Source organism: Pseudarthrobacter raffinosi (genome assembly GCF_023913835.1).
GTDB lineage: Bacteria > Actinomycetota > Actinomycetes > Actinomycetales > Micrococcaceae > Arthrobacter > Arthrobacter raffinosi.
Window position 1 is genome coordinate 36,127 of record NZ_JAMXBG010000015.1, and the last position, 18,883, is coordinate 55,009.

The following is an 18,883-nucleotide window of genomic DNA, read 5'->3' on the forward strand; positions in this document are numbered from 1 at the left end:
TGTGATCCACAGCACTAATGGCTCCACTGAGTATTACTGCACAAACTTGTGCCTTCAATGCCCAATCCAGCACCTGCTGTGTGCACAATTGCACATATGAAGGCGAATCCCGATGACCTCTTGGTCTTGCTTGCGGTGTCCCGCTCAGCAAAATTTACGACGGCGGCGCAAGTGTTGGGGCTGAACCACACCACCGTCTCACGCCGGATAGCCGCCCTGGAGAAGGCGCTCGGCGGCCGCGTCCTGGCCCGGGCGGCCGGCGGCTGGGAACTGACCGAGCTAGGCACGGAGGCCGTCCGCGTCGCCGAACAGGTGGAGGCAGCCGTGAGTGCGCTGGGACCGGCAGGCCAGGCACCGGACCCGATTACCGGCGTCGTGCGCATGACGGCGACAGACGGCTTCAGCGCCTACATCGCCGCGCCCGCCGTGGCACGGCTGCGCCGGAAACACCCGGGACTGAGCGTGGAAGTGGTGACGATGACCCGGCGAGCGCTGCAGCAACGCTCCGGGCTGGACATCGAAGTGGTGGTGGGCGAACCACAGGTCCACCGGGCCGAAGCCGTCCAACTGGGCGAGTACATGCTGGGGATGTACGCCTCGCGTGCCTACCTCGCCGAGAACGGGACGCCGGCGAGCGTTGCTGAGCTGACGGAGCACCCGCTGGTGTACTTTGTGGATTCGATGCTGCAGGTGGACGACCTGGACGCCCCCCGGCGGCTGGTGCCGGCCATGCGCGAAGGGCTGACGTCCACGAACGTGTTTGTCCATGTGGAGGCCACCCGCGCGGGCGCCGGCATCGGATTCCTGCCGTGCTTCATGGGCAATCTGCACAGCGACCTGGTCCGGCTGCTCCCCGACGACTTCGCCGAATTGCTCCCTTACTGGATGGTGCTGCGACCCGATTCGATGCGCCGCCCTGCCGTGGCCGCTGTGGTGCAGGCATTGCGCGACCAGACGGCGGCGCACCGGGATGCCCTGCTGGGCCGAGGCAGGAACTCCGGTGGTTGCGCTTGTCGAAACCCCGGATTTCGACAAGCTCAACCACCGGAGGCGTTCACTGCCGGGTCGTGACGCACCGGGGAGTTCGCGGCGAAGGCCCGCACTTGGGCGTCGTTCCAGATGTGGGCCGGGACGGCTCCGCCCAGGAGCCGGCGGGCCAGCTGCGGATCTCCGTCCAGCGGGGTGTCGCTGCCGGCCATCACCATGTTGCCGTAGCGGCGGCCCTTCAGCATGGAGGGGTCGGCGATGATGACGGTGTGTGCGAACGCGGCCGCGATGGCGGCGGCGTCTTCCCTCGCATTCCTTAGATCCGGGGCGTCGCCTGAGTTCACCACATAGATGCCGCCCGGCGACAGGACCCGCTTGATGTGGTCATTGAACTCGGCGGTGGTGAGCGGCCGCGGCGTGAGTGAACCGGCAAACACGTCACGGATGATGAAGTCGCGACTGTCCGGCGTGAGCGTCTCGGTGACCTCGCGGGCCTCCCCCACGCGCAGCCGCAGGAGCGGCGCCTTGGGCAGGTCGAACCAGCCGCGGACGTACTCGGCCAGCTTGCCGTCGAGCTCCACCACCACCTGCCGGGCGTCCGGATAGGCGGTGTGGAAGTACCGGGCCAGGGAACAGGCCCCGCCGCCCAGGTGCAGCCCGCGCAGCCGCTCGGTCCCGCCCGCGGCGGGCGCGCCGGACTTGGCGCCGCCCTTTCCGGACCTCGGCGGCCAGCGTGACTCAATCAGCGCCGCCATCCAGCGCATGTACTCAAAATCGAGGAAGAGCGGATCGGCGAGGTCGATGTGGGAGCTCATAACACCGTTGATCTTCAGGAGCCACCCGTTGGAGTTGTCCTGGTCCGCAACGAGCTCGCAGTCGCCGGTATCGATGTAGTAGACGCCCTCAACGGGGCCATCAGGACGGGTGCCCTTGGGCACCTCGATGACACCCGTCGTCGGACGCTGGCTGTTCCGGCCGGCTGACTTGCCGCGCTTTGCCATTACCCGTGTGCCGCTTCAGTCATGGATCAACCCTAATTGACTGCCCTGCGCCGGCCGTCCGGAACGGTCGCGGTCCCGGCGGCGGGAACACGGCCGGTTTGCGGGAACAGGGCTAGGTTGAGAGCGGCCGGTCCCGGTCGGTCCTCTCAGCCCGGTCTGCCCGGTCCCGGACACGCCGCAGTTCCTCCGCCCGCGTGGCGTCGGTGCCCGTGGCGTCGTCCGGATGCGCGTCGGGGTCCGGCCCAAGCGTCTCCGTGCGGGTGGCGTCGGTGCGGGTGGAGTCGGTGCGCATCGTGTCGGTACGCGCGTCCCCGTCCTGATTTATGTCGGGGTCCAACGCGTCCGCCTTCTGCGTGCGCTCGGCCACGTCCTCCCGGAGCGACCTGGCGCTGTCGGTCTTCTGCTCAGCCTCCTGCTTCAGCCTGGCCGCGTCCACCTGCGCTTGCTCTGCGTCGGCGCGGGCGCGGGTGGCCCGGGCTTCGTTCTCACGCGCATCGAGCTCGATGTCCTCGGCTTTCCGGCGCATTTCGGCAGCCTTTTCGCGGTGCGATTCGTCCCGTTTCAGCTCCATGGCCCGACGGCGACGCCCGGTCACCAGCCACAGCACGATCAGGACCAGCACGACGACGGCAACAATCACCCAAACCCACGATGTTGTATCCACGACTACGCACCCTTTCCACTTCGTTGTGACGGGGTCCCTGCGATGCCGGGTCGGCAGGCGATACGGACCCCTTTTGAAATTCAGGTAGGAAGGGTACTTACCTTCCGTTAGTAACCATGCTTACTATTTTACGGCCAGTATCGCTGGTTCTTAATCAACAACCGGCCTTCTTTGGAAAGAGAGAGCGAAGATGACAGAGAACCAAAGGCCCGAGGACTCGGCTTACCCGGCTCCACAGGCCACCCCCGGAACCACAGGAGAACGCGCCCCCAGTACGTTCCCCGCAGCAGCGCCACAGACGCGCGACACCGTCGGGACGTCCCGCAAGGATGCTGTCAAGGAAGAGGCCGGGGACGTCGCGCGGACAGCGGCGGATTCCGCGCAAAGCGTCGCTGAAACCGCCAAGACGGAAGCGGGCAACGTCGCGTCAGAGGCGAAGGCGAATGCCAAGGATCTCCTCCACCAGGCCCGCTCCGATCTCACGGAGCAGGCAGGCGCCCAGCAGCAGAAGGTAGCCAATGGCCTCCGGTCAGTCTCGGACGAACTGCACGCCATGGCGCGTGCATCGGACCAGCCCGGAGTGGCCACGGACCTGGTCCGCCAGGCCGCGGAGCGTTCCTCGTCGGTAGCCTCCTGGCTGGACGGGCGGGACCCGGGCTCGCTCTTGGATGAAGTCAAGAGCTTCGCCCGGCAGCGCCCCGGGACGTTCCTGCTTCTCGCGGCCGGGGCTGGCGTCCTCGCTGGCCGGCTCAGCCGCAGCCTGAGCGCCGGCGCACCGGAGTCCGCAACGCACTACGCTGGCGCCCGCGGCCAGTACGGCGGTGGCCAGTACGGCGCCGGCGGTCAATACGACAGCGGCTACACGCCGTCGGCCGGTGGGACTGTCCCGCCCCCGCCGGTACAGCTGCCCGGCCCGGCCACCACCACGGCAGGATACGACGGCGGCACGCCGGGGAGCAGTTACGGCGACCCTTCGCGTCCCGCCAGTCCTCTCGACAGCCCCCAACTCGCGGCACAGCCCTTCTCGACCAACCGCATTGCCGACGACCCGTTGGCCGACCGGGAGCTCGCCGACGATCCTATGGCCAACGACCCCCTGACCCGCGACCGCTCAGCGGACGGCCAGGCTGGCAGGCTGTGATGAGCAGCCAGATACCTGAACCTCCTCCGTCGGCGGCGCACGCGAAGGCGGACAACACCTCGTTGGGTGACCTGCTCGGTGAGGTGACCCGCGACCTGTCCACGTTGATGCGCCAGGAAGTGGAGCTTGCCAAGGCCGAACTCAAGGAATCCGCCAGCAAGGCAGGCAGGGGAGGTGGCATGCTGGCCGGCGCCGGCGTAGCTGGCCACTTCGTGCTGCTGTTCCTGTCGATCGCCCTCTGGATCGCGTTAGGCGAGCTGATGGGACTCGGCTGGTCCGCCGTCGTCGTCGCAGTCATCTGGGGCGTCATCGCCGCCGTCCTGGCCTCCATCGGCCGGAAGGAACTCAAGACTGTGAGGGGCATGCCCCAAACCGCTGAAACACTCCAGGAAATTCCCCCAACCCTAAAACCCGGTGAGGTAAGACGATGAGCGACAACCCGGACGATATCCGTTCAGATATTGAGGCAACGCGCGCCCGCCTGGGCACGAACGTGGACGCGGTGGCGGACAAAGTGACGCCGTCTAACATCGTCCACCGCCAGACAGACAAGGTGAAAGACGCCGTCTTCGGAGTGAAGGAGAGAGTCATGGGAACAGCCGACGACGTCACCAACCGCGTGCACAGCGGAGTCCACGCCCGGACTGACAGTGCAGGCAATGCACTCAGCGATGCAGGCGCCGCCATTGGTGACGCTCCGCACCAGGTGAAGGCCAAAACACAGGGCAATCCGATGGCTGCAGGCCTGATCGCGTTCGGGGCCGGCCTGCTCCTGTCCTCACTGATCCCTGCCAGCGAGAAGGAACGCGAAGCAGCGGATGCCCTCAAGTTTGCCGCCGAACCGTTGACCACCCAGCTGACCGAGGCCGCGAAGGACATGGCCGAAGGCCTGAAGGAACCGGCACGGGAAGCGATGGAAAACGTCAAAGCAACGGCAGCCGACGCCGCCGAGCATGTTAAGGCCGAAGGTCAGGTTGCGGCAGCGGACGTCAAGGACCGCACTGTCGACGCCAGGGATCACGTCCAGAACACGTAACGGCACCAGCACCGCCAGCAGCACAGACAGGCCGGTTCCGCCTCCCCCGGCGGAACCGGCCTTTCCCTTTCCAACCCCGAGAGGACACACCATGGCCGCTCACGATGCACCCGAAACCAGCACCGCCAAGGCGGGCAGCGCTCCCGCACCCGACGACTCCCGGAAACCGGACAGCCCCACCGACGTCACCAAACCGTCGTGGAAGTACATCGCCAAAAAGACGCTTCGGGAGTTTAACAAGGACCAGTGCCCGGACCTCGCGGCATCCCTGACCTACTACGCCGTGCTGTCCTTGTTTCCTGCAATGCTCGCGCTCGTTTCCCTGATCGGCCTCTTTGGGGACCCCGAAAAAACAACCACGGCCCTGCTCGAAATCGTGCGGGGCTTCGCCCCTGCTGAGACGGTGAATACCGTTAGCGGCCCGGTTGAGGAATTGGCGAACGCGCCGGCGGCAGGATTGACTCTGGTCATTGGCCTGGGAACAGCGCTGTGGTCCGCTTCGGGCTACGTTGGCGCCTTCGGTAGGGCGATGAACCGGATCTATGAAGTGGACGAGGGCCGTCCATTCGTCAAGCTGCGCGGAACCATGCTGGCTGTTACGCTCCTCGCCGTAGTCATCGTGGCACTCCTGGCAGGCATGCTGGTGCTCAGCGGACCTGTGGCAGAGGCAGTCGGCGACCTGATCGGGCTCGGTGGCGCGTTCCTCACTGTCTGGAACATCGCGAAATGGCCGGTAATGGTGGCACTCATCATTGTCATCATCGCGGTGCTCTACTACGCCACTCCCAACGTCAAGCAACCCAAGTTCAGATGGATGAGCCTTGGCTCCGGCATAGCCCTGTTTATTTTCCTGCTGGCCTCGCTCGGCTTCGCCTTCTATGTGGCCACCTTTGGCAATTACAACAAGACCTACGGCGCACTTGGCGGTGTGATCGTTATGCTGCTCTGGTTGTGGATCCTGAACATGTCTCTTTTGTTCGGGGCAGAATTTGACGCCGAGATGGAGCGGGGACGGCAACTCCAGGCGGGAATCGAGGCCGAAGAAACCATTCAGCTCCCGCCGCGGGACACCAAGAAGAGCGAGAAGATGCAGGAGCAGGAAGAGGACGACATCCGGCGCGGCCGCGAGCTGCGTGAGCGCCACGGGAACGGCCCGGATCAGGCTGGATCGGACGCCAGTACGGGACGAAACGGCGTCAAGCGGGTCTAGGCAGGGCCCGCCACTTGGAGGAAGATCAATATCAGCAGATTCCTTCAGTTTTCCCGGGCCTTTGACGTCCCGGGTGTCTGGCGGGGTCGGCGGCGAGGTGGCCTCTTCTGAGACCGAGGCCAGTCCCCCCAGTCGTCGTCGGCCCCCTCATTTTGTCCGTTTCTCAGCGTTCGAACGCCACGGCGGACTCCATACCAAGGGCCAGCAGATATGCGCCGAAGCCCTGCGGCGCCCGGGCCTCGGTCCGCCCTGAGGTCAGGACCCGCACCGTATCCGTGGACGTTATACGGAACCCGTGGCGGCGCAGCCGTGCGGCCAGCGCCCGGTCCTCGTGCGAGCGCTGACGGGGAAAGCCACCAGCGCGAATGTAGGCCGAGGCCCGCACACCGAAGTTCGCACCATGCACATGGGGGTGTTCCTCCCTCAACGGATGCCGGGCGTGCCAGCGCCTCAGGAGTTCGCCGTCCATGCCCTCCGGATCCGGTTCCACCGTTCCCAAGACTGCATCGGCGCCGCCGTCAGCCAGTTCCACCTGGCGCAGGAGCCAGTTTTCCGGAACGCAGGAATCGGCGTCGGTATTTGCCAGCCATACCCGTCCGGCGGTCTGCGGTCGGTCCGCCCCCGCACTGTCCGGCAGGCGCCCTGTGAGGAGCAGGTTGATCCCTGCCCGCCGGCTCCTCCCCACGCTGCGGAACGCGACCGGCAGCAGGGTGATGCGGCGATCCGCCGCCGCAATATGCGCCGCCACGGCGCCCGAGCTGTCCGTGCAGGCGTCCAAGACCACCACGATGGCGACGTCTGTATCCGGCTGACTGTGCTGCAGGGCATCAGCTGCGGCACTGACCGCTGCCAGGGCACGTGCCAGGTGGGGTTCCTCGTTATGGACCGGAATAACCACGGCAACCTGCGCGATCCTGTCCATGTCAGGACACCGGAGGTCCGGGATCGCCGGCATCGCCGGCATCGCCGGGAGCCACGAGCGTTTCCAGCACAAAATCGCGTTCCTGGTACAGACCGCCGGTGGGCCACCGCAGCCGGTTCCGGGCCAGCGCGTGGACCGAGTCGCCGTCGAGCTCCCATCCGGAAACCGGGTGCCGCCAGTGGCACAGCAGCAGCGTGCCGTCCGGCGCCATCGATTCCTTGATCCGCTGCAACAGCAGATCAAACTCTGCAGCGGACAGGTAGTAGCCCACTTCGGAGACCACTACAAGGTCGAAGCTGCCCCCGGGCCAGTCACCGGGGAGCGTCAACTGCCGTGTGGAAACCCCGGGGAACGGCGCGAGCCGCCGGGCCGCAAGCTCAAGCGCGGTGTTGCTGGCATCCACGGCAAGCAGCCTGGTGCATCTGGTGGCCAATTCGGCGGTCAATGTTCCGATGGAGCAGCCGATTTCCAGGCCCGACAGGTAGTTCTCCTGGGGCAGCGCGGCGAGGGTGAGCGCGCGCTTGCGCCGCTCGTACCAGCTGGTGGTGTACTCCCAGGGGTCTTCGGACTTCGCGTGCACGGCGTCGAAGATCCGCTGCGCGTCCGCGCTGGTGTGGGGAAGGGATTGGACCGGGCGGGCCCCGGGCGGCGTCCAGGCGAATGTCTCAAAAGCGCGCCTGAAATGCTGCAGCAGCCCCTCGCCGAGGAGCACCTCGTCCCCGTCCAGCCCGGACAGCGGACGTATCTGGCTCGCGTGTGAGTCCATGGCGGACCTCTTCGCCGCCCGCTGATCAGCACCCAGCGGAACGCGCGCCCAGGACCGCCAGGCAGGGTCCTCCGGGGAGGCCCACAGCCAGTACCAGATGGGATACTCCAGCAGGGCGTGCCCACCTTCGCCGGCGACGTCGGCGGCCACCGCACCAAGGGCGTTGTGGTCCGCATGGCCGTCGTCTCGGTACGGGGCCACAATTGCCAGGTGCTGCGGTGGACCGGGGAGCCGGCCGACGGCCTCCCGCAGCCGGGCGGCGATTTCCGGCGTGAGTTCTTGCAGGCCCCGGTCCGGCAGCCCGAGGAAACGCCAGCGTCCGGCCAACCCCAGGACTCCCATCGCTGCCGCAAACTCCTCAAGCCGGACGGCGGCGAGCTGTTCAGGCGTGGTTGTCGCCGAGTCCGGGTGCGAGCCCTCCCCCGCCGTGCACAGCAGCACCTCGACGTCGGCGCCCAGCGAGTGCAGCAGCGCCAGCAGGCCCCCGGCGCCCAGGGTCTCGTCGTCGGGGTGTGCCGCCAGCACGACGAACCGCATGGCAGCCAATTCCTGCTGCCCCAAGGGCAACTCCGCCATAGCCGCGAGCCCGCTCGCCGCCCAACGGGCCTCATCAGTCCCCTGGTCCGTGTGCGAGAAGGTCACCACAGATGCTCCCCCTTCAACGTCAGCTTTCCCAGCTGTGCATCGTCCCGCATGGCATGGTGCTGGCGCACGTACAGCGCCAGGTCCGCCATGCGCTTGGCATACGGTTCGTCGAACGCCAGTGGCGCCGGTCCCCGGTTCCGGCTGACAAGGGACAGGACACGCTCGACGGCGGCAGCTACGGTTCCGCGCACGCGTAACGCTTCGCTCCACGCGCTCCGGTCCGCCGCCGGGTGTGCCCCTGGCTCCTGTCTGTCTTCCCTGACTTCCGGGCTTCCGCCTCCGGTCTCCCGTGTATCTTCCCCGGCGGACAGGCTGCCGTCGTTGGACAGCTGGCCGTCGTCGATGAGGGCCGCCGTTCGCGCCAGGTACTGGAGTGCGGCGGTGAGGATCCTGTCTGTCTCGCCCAGGGCAGCCAGCGCGATCTGGTCAGGTTCGCGGCCGGACTGAGCTGCGGCGACCAAGGAGTTCTTGTAGTCCCGCGCCACGCCCACGGCGCCCCCGAGCCAGCAGGCTGCTACCCCCATGCCACCCCAGGCGAAACCGGGCCGGCTGAAATACCAGCTATCGATGCCCAACTGCTGTGCGGGCACCTGGCTGAAATGGACAGTCCCGCTGGGAATCTCGCGCAACCCGCGCGCCACCCACGCCGACTCCTCACACGTCACTCCCGGATGCCGGAGGTCCACCGCAAAGGCGGCTCTTCCGCCGGTTTCGGTGTAGGCAGTGATGACGGCCCGGTCCAGGAGCGGCGCCAGTGAACACCACGGCTTGGACCCGCTCAGCAGAATTCCGGCGTCGCCGGTCTTGGCCTCGAGGCGGAGTCCCGGGCCCTCCGCGGCAAACACTCCCCAAGCGCCCGCGCAGTCGGCCGGAACAGCGCCCGCCCGATGGTTCCCCGTCTGGGCAAGAATCGCTTGGGCATCCATATGCGGTTCAAAAACGCGGCCTGCGGCAATATCCACCGCCGCGACGGAAGCGAGCAGTTCCCAGAGGCGGGCAGTTTGTCCGTCCCCTGGCTGAGGCCAATGGCTTCCCGAGTCCCGGGCCAGGGCCAGAAGTGCGGGAACATCGCCAGATGCGGCCGCCACGGACTCGAGCAGGGGAACCGTCCAGGCCAGTTCCGTTTGAGTTGAAACCAGCCGGACGGGCTGGTGGGATGATGCAGTCACGCTGACGCCTCTCTGCACTGCCTACTTAGCCGCCGGTTCGGTGACGGCCGCGGACGGAGTCATGGTTTCCGCGTTGACCATCCACGCGAGCCGTTCCAGGCGTTCGATGGCGGCATGCAGCAGGTCCGCGCTGGTGGGATCCTCTTCATCCACGTCATCGTGGACATCCCGCATTGTCTGCACTGTCCGTTCGAGCCTGGCAGTGACCAGTTTGACGGCGTCCTTCGTGGAAATCAGGCCGCCGGTGAGCTCAGCAAGACGCGTGTCTGCGGCTACGGTGTGGCTCCGTCCGTCGGGCAGGGCGTGCAGGGCCCGCATCCGCTCCGCCGTCTGGTCCGCAAACAGCCGGACACTGGCGATGATCTCGTCGAGCTGCAGGTGAAGGTCGCGGAAGTTGGTGCCCACTATGTTCCAGTGGGCCTGCTTGGACTGGAGATGCAGCTCAATCAGGTCCGTAAGGACCATCTGAAGATTGCTGGCAAGGGTGGGTGACGCTTTCATCGTGTTCCTCCACTGCAGGCGGTTCCGGACAGGCATCGGCCGGACAGTCATTCTAAGCATACTTAGCAATATTCTGGATGAACGGATGCAGTCTGCGCCCAGAAGTCAGCCGCTCGGGGTCACTGGCTTGCGGTTAAATGCTTGCGGTCAGCACTTAGCGGACGCGTGCCAGAGCGAACCCGTCCCAGCCTTTGGACCCGACCGTCTGGATCACGGTGGCATCGAGCTGCGGATGCCGGCCCAGCAGTTCCAGGGCGCTGATGATCCCGGGGGCATTGATCTGGTCCATGGAAGGATCCAGCACCGCGCCCTCCCAGACGGCGTTGTCCAGGACCACCACGGTTCCCGGCCTGCCCATGCGCACGGCCCACTCAAGGTACGCGGCGTCGTTTTCCTTGTCCGCATCGATGAACACAAAATCGAACGGCTCCTGGCCCTCCGACTGCAGCGCGGCCAAGGTGTCCAGGGCGGCGCCCACCCGGATCTCAACTTTGTCCCCCAAGCCGGCAGCCTCCACATTCGCCCTGGCGATGTCCGCATGTTTGGCGAGGTATTCGCACGTCACCAGCCGGCCGCCGTCGGGCAGTCCCTGCGCCATCCAGATGGTGCTGAACCCTGCGAGCGTGCCGATCTCCAGCACCCGGCGGGCGCCGGACAGCTGGACCAGGAGCTTGAGCAGCTTGCCGGCGTTGGGCGTAACTTCAATGGGCGGCATCCCTGCGTCGACGGCGGAGCGCACCGCCTGCTTAAGTGCAGAGTCTGGGTGCACCACCGTGGTTGTGAGGAAGTCTTCCACTGCCACCCACCCAGGCTGGGTCTTGTGCTCAAACATGGCCACAGTCTGGCACGCAGGCACGCGACGGTCTAGGACTCGGCGTAGGCACCAGTCTAGGAGCCGTCCGAGAGTGCCCCTTCAAGGCGGTCCACCTTGGCGCTGAGCTCGCCCTTATAACCGGGCCGGATGTCTGCCTTGATGACCAGTGAGACACGGCTGCCAAACTTTCCCACGGCTTCGGTGGCGCGCTTTACGACGTCGAACACCTCGTCCCATTCGCCCTCGATGGTGGTGAACATTGAGTCCGTCTGGTTGGGCAGGCCCGACTCCCGGACGATCCGCACGGCGGCCGCAACGGCGTCGTGCACTGATGCGTCGGTGGGACGCGATCCCCCTGCAGGCGTACCGGACGGGGCGACTGAAAATGCAAGCAACATAGGGCAAGTCTGCCATGTGGCCCAACCCGAAACGGGTCTGGTGAGGCCGGCGAAGCGTCACATACGTTGCTACCCTCCGGTAACCGTGAAGGCTGCCTGCGGCATTGCTAACCTGAACGAATGAGCATTGCTGTCGTCCGCAAGCCACTACGCGCAGACGCTGCCCGGAACGTGGACAAGATCATCCTGGCCGCGCGCCTGTGCTTCCGCGAGCATGGTCCCGAGGTTCCCCTCCAGACCATCGCACTGACGGCAGGTGTTGGCCCGGCCACCCTGTTCCGGAACTTCGCCGACAAGGAGGAGCTGGTCCTGGCCGCCCTCAACCGGCAGCTCCGCGAGACCGTGGACCCCGTTATGGCGGACGCGCTGGCGGACATCGACGCAACTGCGGGACTGCTGCGCGTCCTCGAAGCCATCATGGCCGCGGCCAGCGCTGATGCCAACCTGCTGGGCGCCGTTGCGGGCCGCCGCGAACTCCTCACCGGCATCACCGGCTCGCTGATGGATTCCATGAGCGTCCTGCTTGGCCGCGGCCAGGGTCAAGGCACCCTGCGTTCCGATATTTCCATGACCGACATGTTCCGCCTGCTCGCCATGCTGATCGGCGTCGTGGACACCATGGAGCCCGGTTCCGACGCCTGGCGCCGCCCGCTGGCACTGATCGAGGACGCCATCCGCACTGAACGGCCCCACCGCCCGTTGCCCGCGCATGTGCCGCTGCCCGCCCCACAGCTACAGGGTCCACAGTTCACCTGACACCCGCGCCCTCCCGCCGGACCACCACCACGGGCGCCCCATTGTTGGTGTCCAAACGTTGGATTAGACTCAGGTAAGGTTACGCAGCCAGCCTCTGAATCTTCTGAGGGAGCATGAGTGAAACACCTCCAGCGCAGCCAGTCCAACGCCATCGTCCGCCGATGAACCAGACACACTTGTCCCAGATTATCCACGACCCCCGCGGCCCCGAGGAGATCCTGCCGTCGCTGGCGGCGGAGGACCTGGCCAATCTGCTGGACGCCCTCTACCAAAACCTCGACACTCCCACCCCGGTATTCGGTGCGCAGGCGTGGTATGAGCTGGCCGTCGAGGAAAGCGCCCGCCGGACCGGGTCGCCAGAGGATGAGCAAACCGCCTGACCGGCCTACGGCCCGGACCACGAGGGTGGCGGTGCCGTGCTGACGATGAGCCCAATCAGCTGGCGTCGCCCCCGGGGTTCTTTTGTTGATGTTTGGTTTCTTCGGGCGTGTTCTCCTGCGGCCCGGCGCTGCCTTTCCCCTCCGCCGGGGGAGGCTCCTGGCCGTGCTTGTGAGGCTCATGATCGTAGTGATGGGGCACGTGCTCCTTGGCCTCCAACAGGTGCTGCTGCAGCTTCTCCTCCGCATCGCGGCGGCGCCGGGAAGTATCCCGCAGTTCCCGCGTCGATTCGGAGACAGTGGTGTCATAGACCGGCCGCGGCTTCGGGTCTGCAGCCTGGGGGTTGTCGGTTCCGCTATCCGGATCCGGGGTGTTGGGCTCTGGCTGTTCGTTCATCTTGACTGACTCCTTTAGGCCGTAGCGACAGCCTCACGCCGATACACCGGCCGGCCATCAATCGTCAGGTTCCGTTTCCCGGTTTCGGAGTTCGGCCCGTACGGCCGCGTGCAGGGCGGTGATGTTTGCTCCCTGACTGACGTCCAGAGCCAGTCTCATCCGCTCGGAGAGTACAACCAGGTCCTCCGGCGGCAGGTCTGCCAGAGACCGGAACCGGGTAAAGAAGCGCTTGACCGGAAGCCCGGCGCGCCATCCATCACGTGCTGGACGGCGGGTTTTGCCGGGTCTCGCACCGGCTGGGTGCAGCCTTATTTCCATGGTCAGCGCTCTCACGAGAGTCCACGGCCAACTGCATAGCCAGGCCCATGCTATAACGCATATGAGCCGCACCACCAGTGCTTCGGAGTCGGTTTCACCTGGCGGTCAGTTCCATCCGATGAGCCGCAGCAGGGCTGCGGCACCGGCTCCCACCACCACCACCAGCAGGAAGGGCGCCCGGAAAGCCAACACGACGGCTGCGGCGGCGAGGGCTCCCAGCCGCGCGTCGGCGGCCAACGTCTGGCCGGACGCCACAGTGTTGACAATGGTCAGGGATGCCAGAAGTCCGATGGTCATGGTGCCGGCGATACGCGACATCCGGGGGTCCTTCAGCAGCTTCGCCGGGACGAAATAGCCCACCAGCTTCCACGCGTAGGCAAGGAAGCACGCCAGCAACAACCAGATCCAGAGATTCATGCGCCCGCCTGCCCCGTCTGCCCGTGGCTGTCCCCGTGGCTGTCCCTCTGATTGTCCAGGTGCGCGTCCCGGTTTTTGTCCCGACGCCCATGGTGCTCGTCGTAGGGATCCACGTCCGGCTCCAGGCCTTCATCACTGCGTCCGTGGCTGAACCAGCCGATCAGTGCAGCCACCACGGCGGCGATCAGGATGGGCACGCCTGCGGGAACGAACGGCACGGCTACAACCGTGGCGAGTGCGCACACCACGGCAATCGCCGCCGGTTCCCGCCCCTTGAGCCGCGGCCACAGCAGGGCCAGGAATGCGGCCACTGCCGCACCGTCCAGGCCCCACTGTTTGGGATCACCCAATCCGCTTCCTGCGAGGGCCCCCACGGCGGTGAAAAGGTTCCAGAGTACGTAGATGCCGATGCCGGCCGTCCAGAAACCGCGGCGTTGCTCGTCGGGGTCGGTCTGCCCGCTGCTGGTGGCGGTCGACTCGTCAATGGTGACTTGTGCGGCAACATACTTCCGCCAGCCCGTCGGATGCAGGAGGGCGTTGAGCTGCATGCCGTAGATGCCGTTCCGCATGCCCAGCAACGTGGCTGCGCTCATGGCGGCAATTCCGGAGCCTCCACCCGCCACCACACCGATGAACGCGAACTGGGAACCGCCGCTGAAAAGCAGCAGGCTGAGCGCCATGGTCTGCCAGAAATCAAGACCTGAGGTGACGGACAGGGCGCCGAAGGACACTCCGTAGAGGCCGGTGGCGATGCTGATCGAGATTCCCACCCGCACGGCGGGCGAGGCGAGCAACTTCACCGCCGTCGTCCCGGGTTCCGCAAGCTCCAAGCCCACAGGATGAGCGGCAGCTGAAGCGGAAACCGGACGGTTTGTACCTTGCGCTGCGTCGGGGATCCGGCGGAGCCATAGGCGCGGCGAAGTGCGTCCACGTGGCCGGCCAGGAATACCGTGAACATTGCAGTCACGGCGGTGGCTGTTGCCCGCCGTGACACCGGGATCAGGAGGCCGACGGCGGCACCCGCTTCCAGCAGTCCGCTCACCGCAATCCATTCCTCCCGTGACATCACCGCCAGGGGCCGCCTGCCGCCGTCGGGCGCTGGCACTTCGTGCCCCTCCGGCGACTCGCCGCCGGCACCTGGAGTCTCGCGGCACAGATAATCCGGGACCACCTGTTCGAAGAACCGTGGCTCGCGGAAGTGCTTCATGGCGCTGGTCATCAGCAGCGCGCTCATGGCCGCCGCGGACACTGTTTGGGTGGCCCGGGCGGACCAGCGAAAAGGCATGGGTCCACTCAATCACAGCGCCGCCCCGGGGGCTAAACAGCAGCGGCTGAACGGCAACGACTGAACAGCAACGACTCAGGACGGCAGCTGGACCTGTTGCCCGCTCGATTGCAGCTGCGCCAATACCCTGGCTGGTTTGTTCGTGGTGATCTCGTGGATTCCCAGCCCTTGGCAGAGCGCCACATCCCGTTCCGAATCAACGGTCCACACGCGGAAGCGGCGACCGGACTCCAGCCAGCGCTGCACGGTCCGGGCGTGCTCGCGGACGTACATGATTCCGGGCCCCGCGAGTCCCACGTCGCACTCGTCCAGGATGCGTTCGCCTTCCAGCTGCGCCGCCTTCATCAGGTTGGCGATGGCGCCGCCAGCCAGGGGGCCGAGGCTGAGTTCGTCGCGGAGTTCGTCGACGTCGATGTCGTCCACCAGTTGGCAGATGAATTCGGCCGGCACACTCCGGAGCAGGTGCTTTACGGAATCCGGGCTGAAGCTCATGAACGTCACCTGGATGTTGTCCACCGAGGAAGTTCCGTCGTCCCAGCCTTCGCCCCGGAGCACGTCCAGCACACGGTCTTCCAGTTTCAGCTGGTAAGGACTGGGGTGCTTGAGCTCGATTGCCAGGCCGATCGGCCGGCCAGCGCCGCGCAGGATGTCCAGGAGTTGAGGGAGCGTGAGGAGCTGCTCTGACTTTGCGCCGTATTCCTCCGGGATCCGGGCGCCTTTCCAGGACGAGAAGTCCAGCAGCCGCAACTCCGCCAGTGTTCGGTCAGCAACAGGTCCGGTTCCGTCCGAGGTCCGGTCCAGGTTGGCGTCATGGAGCAGCACGGCGTGCTGGTCCCGCGTCAAGTGGACGTCGCACTCCACCCCGTCCGCGCCGTCGGCAATGGCCTGGAGGTAGGCGGCGCGCGTGTGTTCGGCAAATGCAGCGCTGGCGCCCCTGTGGGCAAACACCAGCGGCCGTTCCGGCTCAGGCTCCTCGAATGTCATGAGGACACGCTAGCGGACGCCGCCCGGTGGCTCGGCGCTAGGCTGGGCACATGCAGGTGAACTCTGAGCCAACTACCCGCCAGGACCCGTCCCGGCCCACAGGTCCGGCGCCGCGGCCCCCCAAGGGGGGCGCCGCCGTCGTCGGTCATCAACTCAGTGCCGGGGACGTCGAAAAGGCGGCAGCGCTGCGGAAAATGAAGCTTGTGGCGCTGGGACTCCTCATTGCCATGGCCGTCATTTTTGTGTTCGCGTTCGCGCTGCAGAAGGAGTATCCGTGGCTGCAGTACGTCCGCGCCGCGGCCGAAGGCGGCATGGTGGGCGCGCTGGCCGACTGGTTCGCCGTGACCGCGCTGTTCAAGTACCCCATGGGCATCAAGATCCCGCACACCGCCATTATCCCGCGCCGCAAGGACCAGATCGGGGCGTCGCTGGGCGAGTTTGTGGAGACCAACTTCCTGTCCGAGCAGGTGGTCCAGGAGAAGCTCGCTTCGGTGGACGTGGCGCGGAAGGCCGGCCAATGGCTCGCCGGTCCGGGCGGCGCCGAGCGCGTGGCGAAGGAGGGTGCCGCCGTCATCCGCGGCGTGTTCAAGGTATTGAACGACGACGACGTCCAGGCGGTCATCGAGGGAATGGTGCGTAAGCACCTGCTGGCTCCGCCGTGGGGACCGCCGGTGGGCAGGATGGCGGAACGGATTTTTGCCGACGGGCACCACCACAAGCTCGTGGACCTGCTGGTGGACCGCGCCGCGGACTGGGTGGACGACAATCACGAAACCGTCAGCCGGCTGGTCTCCGACCGGTCCCCCACCTGGGTCCCGCAGTTCGTGGACGGGCTCGTGGGCGACAAGGTGTACGTGGAGATCCTCAAGTTCACGCGCGCCGTCCAGTCCGATCCGAACCACCAGGTCCGGCAGCAGATCGACAAATACCTGAACGACCTCGCGCAGGACCTTCAGCACGATCCCGCGATGATCGCCCGGGCCGAAGACATCAAGGCACAGGTTCTGGGAGATCCCGAGGTCCGCGAACTGGCCTCCCGCACCTGGGGAACCGTGAAGAGCGCCCTGCTGTCTGCGGTGGACGATCCGGACAGTGAACTGACGGTTCGGTTCAAGACGGCGGTGCGCGATTTCGGCTCACGCCTGGTGAACGACGCCGAACTGGCCGGCAAGGTCAATGCCTGGATCGGCGACGCCGCCGGTTACCTGGTGCGGACCTACCGCTCCGACATCGCCGGCGTGATCACCGATACCGTGGCCCGCTGGGATGCCGAGGAAACGTCGCAGAAGATCGAACTCCAGGTGGGCAAGGACCTGCAGTTCATCCGGATCAACGGCACCGTGGTGGGCTCACTGGCCGGGCTGGTCATCTTCAGCGCGGCGCACCTGGTGTTCGGCTGACCTGGCCCTTCTAAGGCAACGCGGGGCGGTTACGCGAAGGACTCCAGCTGCACGCCGGCCGCTTCGAGCCCGGTACGAACACCGGCGGCCATTTCCACGGCCCCGGGGGTGTCGCCATGGATGCACAGGGAGTCGGGCCGGACCTGAACCACCGTTCCGTCCACGGCCACAACTTCGCCCTTCGTCGCGAGGCGCACTGCGCGCTCAACGATCGAGTCGACGTCGTGGAGGACAGCACCAGCCTGGGAGCGCGGCACCAAGGTCCCGTCCGCCTGGTAGGCGCGGTCCACAAAAGCCTCAATAAAAACCGGGTGGCCGGCTTCCTTGGCCTGGATCAGCAGCTGCGAGCCCGGCAGGCCGAGGATCGGCAGGCCGGGGTCGTAGGCCTGGATGGCGGCAACCACGGCGGAGGCCTGCTCGGCGTCGTGGACTAGGCGGTTGTACAGGGCGCCATGCGGCTTGACGTAGTCAACGGAGGCCCCGACGGCGTGCGCCACGCCGTCGAGCGCGCCCAGCTGGTAGAGGACGTCACCGAACAGTTCGTCGAAGGACATGTCCAGCGACCGGCGGCCGAAGCCGGCCAGGTCCCGGTACCCCACGTGCGCACCAACGGTGACGTCGAGCTCGAAGGCGGCGCGGCAGCTGTCCAGCATGGTGACGGGATCCCCCGCGTGGAAGCCGCAGGCCACGTTCGCGCTGGTCACCAGCCGGAACATGGCGGCGTCGTCCCCCATGTTCCACGAGCCGAACGATTCGCCGAGGTCAGCGTTAAGATCCAAGGTTGTTGCCTTCCAAAGTAAGTTTTTCCGGTTCCGCCGCCACGGCCTTGAGCTCCCCCGGGATGGTGTCCGGCATCGGACCAAAGGCTTCCTTGGCGTTGGCCACCACGGCACGGCCCATTATGAGGTTACCGGCACCGCCCACCACCGCGCCGATGCCGAACGGAAGCGCCCGGCCAAGCAGCGCCGTGCCCTGGCGTTTGAGCAGGTTCTTGAGGAAGGCCTTCTGGATCTTGTTCCGAATGGCACCGAAGCCCGATGGCATGGACTTGGTCAGCACGTTGCCCCATGCCTGGGTGGCGCTGGCTCCCTTGCCCATGGCCTGGCCGCTCAGCGTTCCCAGCAGTGAAGCCCCCTCCTCGCCCAGCATGATGGCCATGACCATGGTGCTGGCCTTTTCCGGGTTGGTCAGCCGGATGCCATGAAGTTCCGCCAGCGAGGTGGCATAAAGTGCCGTGGCTTCGAGGAAGCCAACGGTAGCCACGGCGGAGAGGCCCAGGGAGGCCACGGTTCCGACGCCGGGCACAACGGCGGTTGCCCCGACGATCGCACCGCCGCCGGTCACCGCCCGCAGGTAGTCGCGTTCGAGGATCTCCGCGAGCCTGGCGGCGCTGGCGCGCGGGTGTTTGCGTTGCAGCCGCCGGACGTAGGCGAGCACCAGCGGCCGCTGGATTTCGACTGCCCGGAGGAGCATGTTGTGGACTCCGGGTTTCGGCTTGCCGTCGGCGTCGAACACCGCGTTGTGGGCGGTCTCCTGTGCGATACGTACTGCGGGATTGCTGCGCTTGGCCATGGTCACCTCTGCTTCGGTATTGCTTGTGTCCGCCGGCAGTTTTTGGCTGCGGCCCTGCCTTAACACTAAGGGTGCTTAAGAGTAAGCGGTCCCGGCGCCGGGCCCCGGCGTTGAGTTCCGCCA

23 protein-coding genes are annotated in these 18,883 nt (G+C 66.3%); 8 read left to right on the plus strand and 15 right to left on the minus strand.

Annotation, left to right across the window (positions count from 1 at the left end; all coding sequences use genetic code 11):
• Nucleotides 1–96 precede the first annotated feature (96 nt).
• Nucleotides 97–1,071: a LysR family transcriptional regulator gene (locus NG697_RS14655; protein WP_252614548.1), complete on the plus strand. Its 975-nt coding sequence runs from the start codon at nucleotides 97–99 to the stop codon at nucleotides 1,069–1,071.
• Here the strand turns inward: NG697_RS14655 and NG697_RS14660 are convergent.
• Both NG697_RS14660 and NG697_RS14665 read right to left on the minus strand, forming a co-directional pair.
• Nucleotides 1,038–1,988, minus strand: a complete 951-nt coding sequence (locus NG697_RS14660; RefSeq protein ID WP_252600577.1) for a spermidine synthase — start codon at nucleotides 1,986–1,988, stop codon at nucleotides 1,038–1,040. The two genes, NG697_RS14655 and NG697_RS14660, sit on opposite strands and share 34 nt — an antisense overlap.
• Before the next feature lie 112 nt (nucleotides 1,989–2,100).
• Nucleotides 2,101–2,652 carry a hypothetical protein gene (locus NG697_RS14665; RefSeq protein ID WP_252614549.1) on the minus strand — a complete coding sequence of 184 codons (552 nt, stop codon included), beginning with the start codon at nucleotides 2,650–2,652 and terminating at the stop codon, nucleotides 2,101–2,103.
• 190 nt (nucleotides 2,653–2,842) lie between these two features.
• Here NG697_RS14665 and NG697_RS14670 point away from each other — a divergent pair, with 190 nt between their 5' ends.
• The 4 genes from NG697_RS14670 (at nucleotide 2,843) to NG697_RS14685 (ending at nucleotide 6,039) form a co-directional block, all read left to right on the plus strand.
• Nucleotides 2,843–3,793 (plus strand): hypothetical protein, encoded by a 951-nt coding sequence (locus NG697_RS14670; protein ID WP_252600581.1) that lies wholly within the window; start codon nucleotides 2,843–2,845, stop codon nucleotides 3,791–3,793.
• A complete protein-coding gene (locus NG697_RS14675) occupies nucleotides 3,793–4,224 on the plus strand; it encodes a phage holin family protein (RefSeq protein WP_252600583.1) in 432 nt (143 codons plus the stop codon). The genes NG697_RS14670 and NG697_RS14675 overlap by 1 nt, the downstream gene beginning before the upstream one ends.
• The gene (locus NG697_RS14680; RefSeq protein WP_252614550.1) at nucleotides 4,221–4,829 is read left to right on the plus strand and encodes a DUF3618 domain-containing protein; all 609 of its coding nucleotides are present in this window, start codon (nucleotides 4,221–4,223) and stop codon (nucleotides 4,827–4,829) included. The genes NG697_RS14675 and NG697_RS14680 overlap by 4 nt, the downstream gene beginning before the upstream one ends.
• Before the next feature lie 91 nt (nucleotides 4,830–4,920).
• Complete coding sequence (locus NG697_RS14685) at nucleotides 4,921–6,039, plus strand: YihY/virulence factor BrkB family protein (protein ID WP_252610733.1); 1,119 nt, start codon at nucleotides 4,921–4,923, stop codon at nucleotides 6,037–6,039.
• A gap of 163 nt (nucleotides 6,040–6,202) precedes the next feature.
• Here NG697_RS14685 and NG697_RS14690 read toward each other — a convergent pair whose 3' ends face one another.
• The 6 genes from NG697_RS14690 to NG697_RS14715 all read right to left on the minus strand — a co-directional run bounded on the left by NG697_RS14690 (nucleotide 6,203) and on the right by NG697_RS14715 (nucleotide 11,254).
• Complete coding sequence (locus NG697_RS14690; RefSeq protein WP_252600588.1) at nucleotides 6,203–6,961, minus strand: glycosyltransferase family 2 protein; 759 nt, start codon at nucleotides 6,959–6,961, stop codon at nucleotides 6,203–6,205.
• A 1-nt stretch (nucleotide 6,962) separates the two neighbouring features.
• Nucleotides 6,963–8,372, minus strand: coding sequence for a bifunctional PIG-L family deacetylase/class I SAM-dependent methyltransferase (locus tag NG697_RS14695; protein WP_252610735.1), 1,410 nt, complete (start codon nucleotides 8,370–8,372; stop codon nucleotides 6,963–6,965).
• Complete coding sequence (locus NG697_RS14700; RefSeq protein ID WP_252600592.1) at nucleotides 8,366–9,541, minus strand: acyl-CoA dehydrogenase family protein; 1,176 nt, start codon at nucleotides 9,539–9,541, stop codon at nucleotides 8,366–8,368. The genes NG697_RS14695 and NG697_RS14700 overlap by 7 nt, the downstream gene beginning before the upstream one ends.
• 21 nt (nucleotides 9,542–9,562) lie before the next feature.
• On the minus strand, nucleotides 9,563–10,042 hold the full coding sequence (locus NG697_RS14705; protein ID WP_252614551.1) for a Dps family protein: 480 nt from the start codon (nucleotides 10,040–10,042) through the stop codon (nucleotides 9,563–9,565).
• 154 nt (nucleotides 10,043–10,196) lie between these two features.
• On the minus strand, nucleotides 10,197–10,874 hold the full coding sequence (locus NG697_RS14710) for an O-methyltransferase (protein ID WP_252600596.1): 678 nt from the start codon (nucleotides 10,872–10,874) through the stop codon (nucleotides 10,197–10,199).
• Between the two features lie 56 nt (nucleotides 10,875–10,930).
• Nucleotides 10,931–11,254 carry a thiamine-binding protein gene (locus NG697_RS14715; protein WP_252600597.1) on the minus strand — a complete coding sequence of 108 codons (324 nt, stop codon included), beginning with the start codon at nucleotides 11,252–11,254 and terminating at the stop codon, nucleotides 10,931–10,933.
• Nucleotides 11,255–11,374: 120 nt separating this feature from the next.
• Here NG697_RS14715 and NG697_RS14720 point away from each other — a divergent pair, with 120 nt between their 5' ends.
• Together NG697_RS14720 and NG697_RS14725 are read left to right on the plus strand one after the other, a co-directional pair.
• Nucleotides 11,375–12,010, plus strand: coding sequence for a TetR/AcrR family transcriptional regulator (locus NG697_RS14720; RefSeq protein WP_252614552.1), 636 nt, complete (start codon nucleotides 11,375–11,377; stop codon nucleotides 12,008–12,010).
• 161 nt (nucleotides 12,011–12,171) lie between these two features.
• Nucleotides 12,172–12,390: a hypothetical protein gene (locus NG697_RS14725; protein ID WP_252600601.1), complete on the plus strand. Its 219-nt coding sequence runs from the start codon at nucleotides 12,172–12,174 to the stop codon at nucleotides 12,388–12,390.
• Nucleotides 12,391–12,445: 55 nt separating this feature from the next.
• Here NG697_RS14725 and NG697_RS14730 read toward each other — a convergent pair whose 3' ends face one another.
• The 5 genes from NG697_RS14730 to NG697_RS14750 form a co-directional block, all read right to left on the minus strand.
• Nucleotides 12,446–12,784 carry a hypothetical protein gene (locus NG697_RS14730; RefSeq protein WP_252600603.1) on the minus strand — a complete coding sequence of 113 codons (339 nt, stop codon included), beginning with the start codon at nucleotides 12,782–12,784 and terminating at the stop codon, nucleotides 12,446–12,448.
• Nucleotides 12,785–13,207: 423 nt separating this feature from the next.
• Nucleotides 13,208–13,519, minus strand: a complete 312-nt coding sequence (locus tag NG697_RS14735) for an AzlD domain-containing protein (RefSeq protein ID WP_252600605.1) — start codon at nucleotides 13,517–13,519, stop codon at nucleotides 13,208–13,210.
• Nucleotides 13,516–14,319: an AzlC family ABC transporter permease gene (locus NG697_RS14740; protein WP_252600673.1), complete on the minus strand. Its 804-nt coding sequence runs from the start codon at nucleotides 14,317–14,319 to the stop codon at nucleotides 13,516–13,518. Before NG697_RS14740 ends, NG697_RS14735 begins: the two co-directional genes overlap by 4 nt.
• Entirely contained in the window at nucleotides 14,316–14,804 is a 489-nt protein-coding gene (locus tag NG697_RS14745; RefSeq protein ID WP_252600607.1) for a DoxX family protein, read from the minus strand. The genes NG697_RS14740 and NG697_RS14745 overlap by 4 nt, the downstream gene beginning before the upstream one ends.
• A 75-nt stretch (nucleotides 14,805–14,879) precedes the next feature.
• The gene (locus NG697_RS14750) at nucleotides 14,880–15,788 is read right to left on the minus strand and encodes a glycerophosphodiester phosphodiesterase (protein WP_252600609.1); all 909 of its coding nucleotides are present in this window, start codon (nucleotides 15,786–15,788) and stop codon (nucleotides 14,880–14,882) included.
• Between the two features lie 50 nt (nucleotides 15,789–15,838).
• Here NG697_RS14750 and NG697_RS14755 point away from each other — a divergent pair, with 50 nt between their 5' ends.
• Complete coding sequence (locus NG697_RS14755) at nucleotides 15,839–17,188, plus strand: DUF445 domain-containing protein (RefSeq protein ID WP_252614553.1); 1,350 nt, start codon at nucleotides 15,839–15,841, stop codon at nucleotides 17,186–17,188.
• Nucleotides 17,189–17,217: 29 nt separating this feature from the next.
• Here NG697_RS14755 and NG697_RS14760 read toward each other — a convergent pair whose 3' ends face one another.
• Nucleotides 17,218–17,967 (minus strand): LamB/YcsF family protein, encoded by a 750-nt coding sequence (locus tag NG697_RS14760; protein ID WP_252600613.1) that lies wholly within the window; start codon nucleotides 17,965–17,967, stop codon nucleotides 17,218–17,220.
• Nucleotides 17,957–18,760: a hypothetical protein gene (locus NG697_RS14765; RefSeq protein WP_252600614.1), complete on the minus strand. Its 804-nt coding sequence runs from the start codon at nucleotides 18,758–18,760 to the stop codon at nucleotides 17,957–17,959. Before NG697_RS14765 ends, NG697_RS14760 begins: the two co-directional genes overlap by 11 nt.
• Nucleotides 18,761–18,883 lie beyond the last annotated feature (123 nt).

Excerpts from the sequence above, each read along its gene's own strand:
- NG697_RS14750 (WP_252600609.1), bottom strand. The coding sequence starts at position 15,788 with ATGACATTCGAGGAGCCTGAGCCGGAACGGCCGCTGGTGTTTGCCCAC.
- NG697_RS14705 (WP_252614551.1), bottom strand. The coding sequence starts at position 10,042 with ATGAAAGCGTCACCCACCCTTGCCAGCAATCTTCAGATGGTCCTTACG.
- NG697_RS14745 (WP_252600607.1), bottom strand. The coding sequence starts at position 14,804 with ATGCCTTTTCGCTGGTCCGCCCGGGCCACCCAAACAGTGTCCGCGGCG.
- NG697_RS14730 (WP_252600603.1), bottom strand. The coding sequence starts at position 12,784 with ATGAACGAACAGCCAGAGCCCAACACCCCGGATCCGGATAGCGGAACC.
- NG697_RS14710 (WP_252600596.1), bottom strand. The coding sequence starts at position 10,874 with ATGTTTGAGCACAAGACCCAGCCTGGGTGGGTGGCAGTGGAAGACTTC.
- NG697_RS14720 (WP_252614552.1), top strand. The coding sequence starts at position 11,375 with ATGAGCATTGCTGTCGTCCGCAAGCCACTACGCGCAGACGCTGCCCGG.
- NG697_RS14765 (WP_252600614.1), bottom strand. The coding sequence starts at position 18,760 with ATGGCCAAGCGCAGCAATCCCGCAGTACGTATCGCACAGGAGACCGCC.
- NG697_RS14725 (WP_252600601.1), top strand. The coding sequence starts at position 12,172 with ATGAACCAGACACACTTGTCCCAGATTATCCACGACCCCCGCGGCCCC.
- NG697_RS14675 (WP_252600583.1), top strand. The coding sequence starts at position 3,793 with ATGAGCAGCCAGATACCTGAACCTCCTCCGTCGGCGGCGCACGCGAAG.
- NG697_RS14715 (WP_252600597.1), bottom strand. The coding sequence starts at position 11,254 with ATGTTGCTTGCATTTTCAGTCGCCCCGTCCGGTACGCCTGCAGGGGGA.
- NG697_RS14735 (WP_252600605.1), bottom strand. The coding sequence starts at position 13,519 with ATGAATCTCTGGATCTGGTTGTTGCTGGCGTGCTTCCTTGCCTACGCG.
- NG697_RS14660 (WP_252600577.1), bottom strand. The coding sequence starts at position 1,988 with ATGGCAAAGCGCGGCAAGTCAGCCGGCCGGAACAGCCAGCGTCCGACG.
- NG697_RS14685 (WP_252610733.1), top strand. The coding sequence starts at position 4,921 with ATGGCCGCTCACGATGCACCCGAAACCAGCACCGCCAAGGCGGGCAGC.
- NG697_RS14680 (WP_252614550.1), top strand. The coding sequence starts at position 4,221 with ATGAGCGACAACCCGGACGATATCCGTTCAGATATTGAGGCAACGCGC.
- NG697_RS14755 (WP_252614553.1), top strand. The coding sequence starts at position 15,839 with ATGCAGGTGAACTCTGAGCCAACTACCCGCCAGGACCCGTCCCGGCCC.
- NG697_RS14655 (WP_252614548.1), top strand. The coding sequence starts at position 97 with ATGAAGGCGAATCCCGATGACCTCTTGGTCTTGCTTGCGGTGTCCCGC.
- NG697_RS14690 (WP_252600588.1), bottom strand. The coding sequence starts at position 6,961 with ATGGACAGGATCGCGCAGGTTGCCGTGGTTATTCCGGTCCATAACGAG.
- NG697_RS14670 (WP_252600581.1), top strand. The coding sequence starts at position 2,843 with ATGACAGAGAACCAAAGGCCCGAGGACTCGGCTTACCCGGCTCCACAG.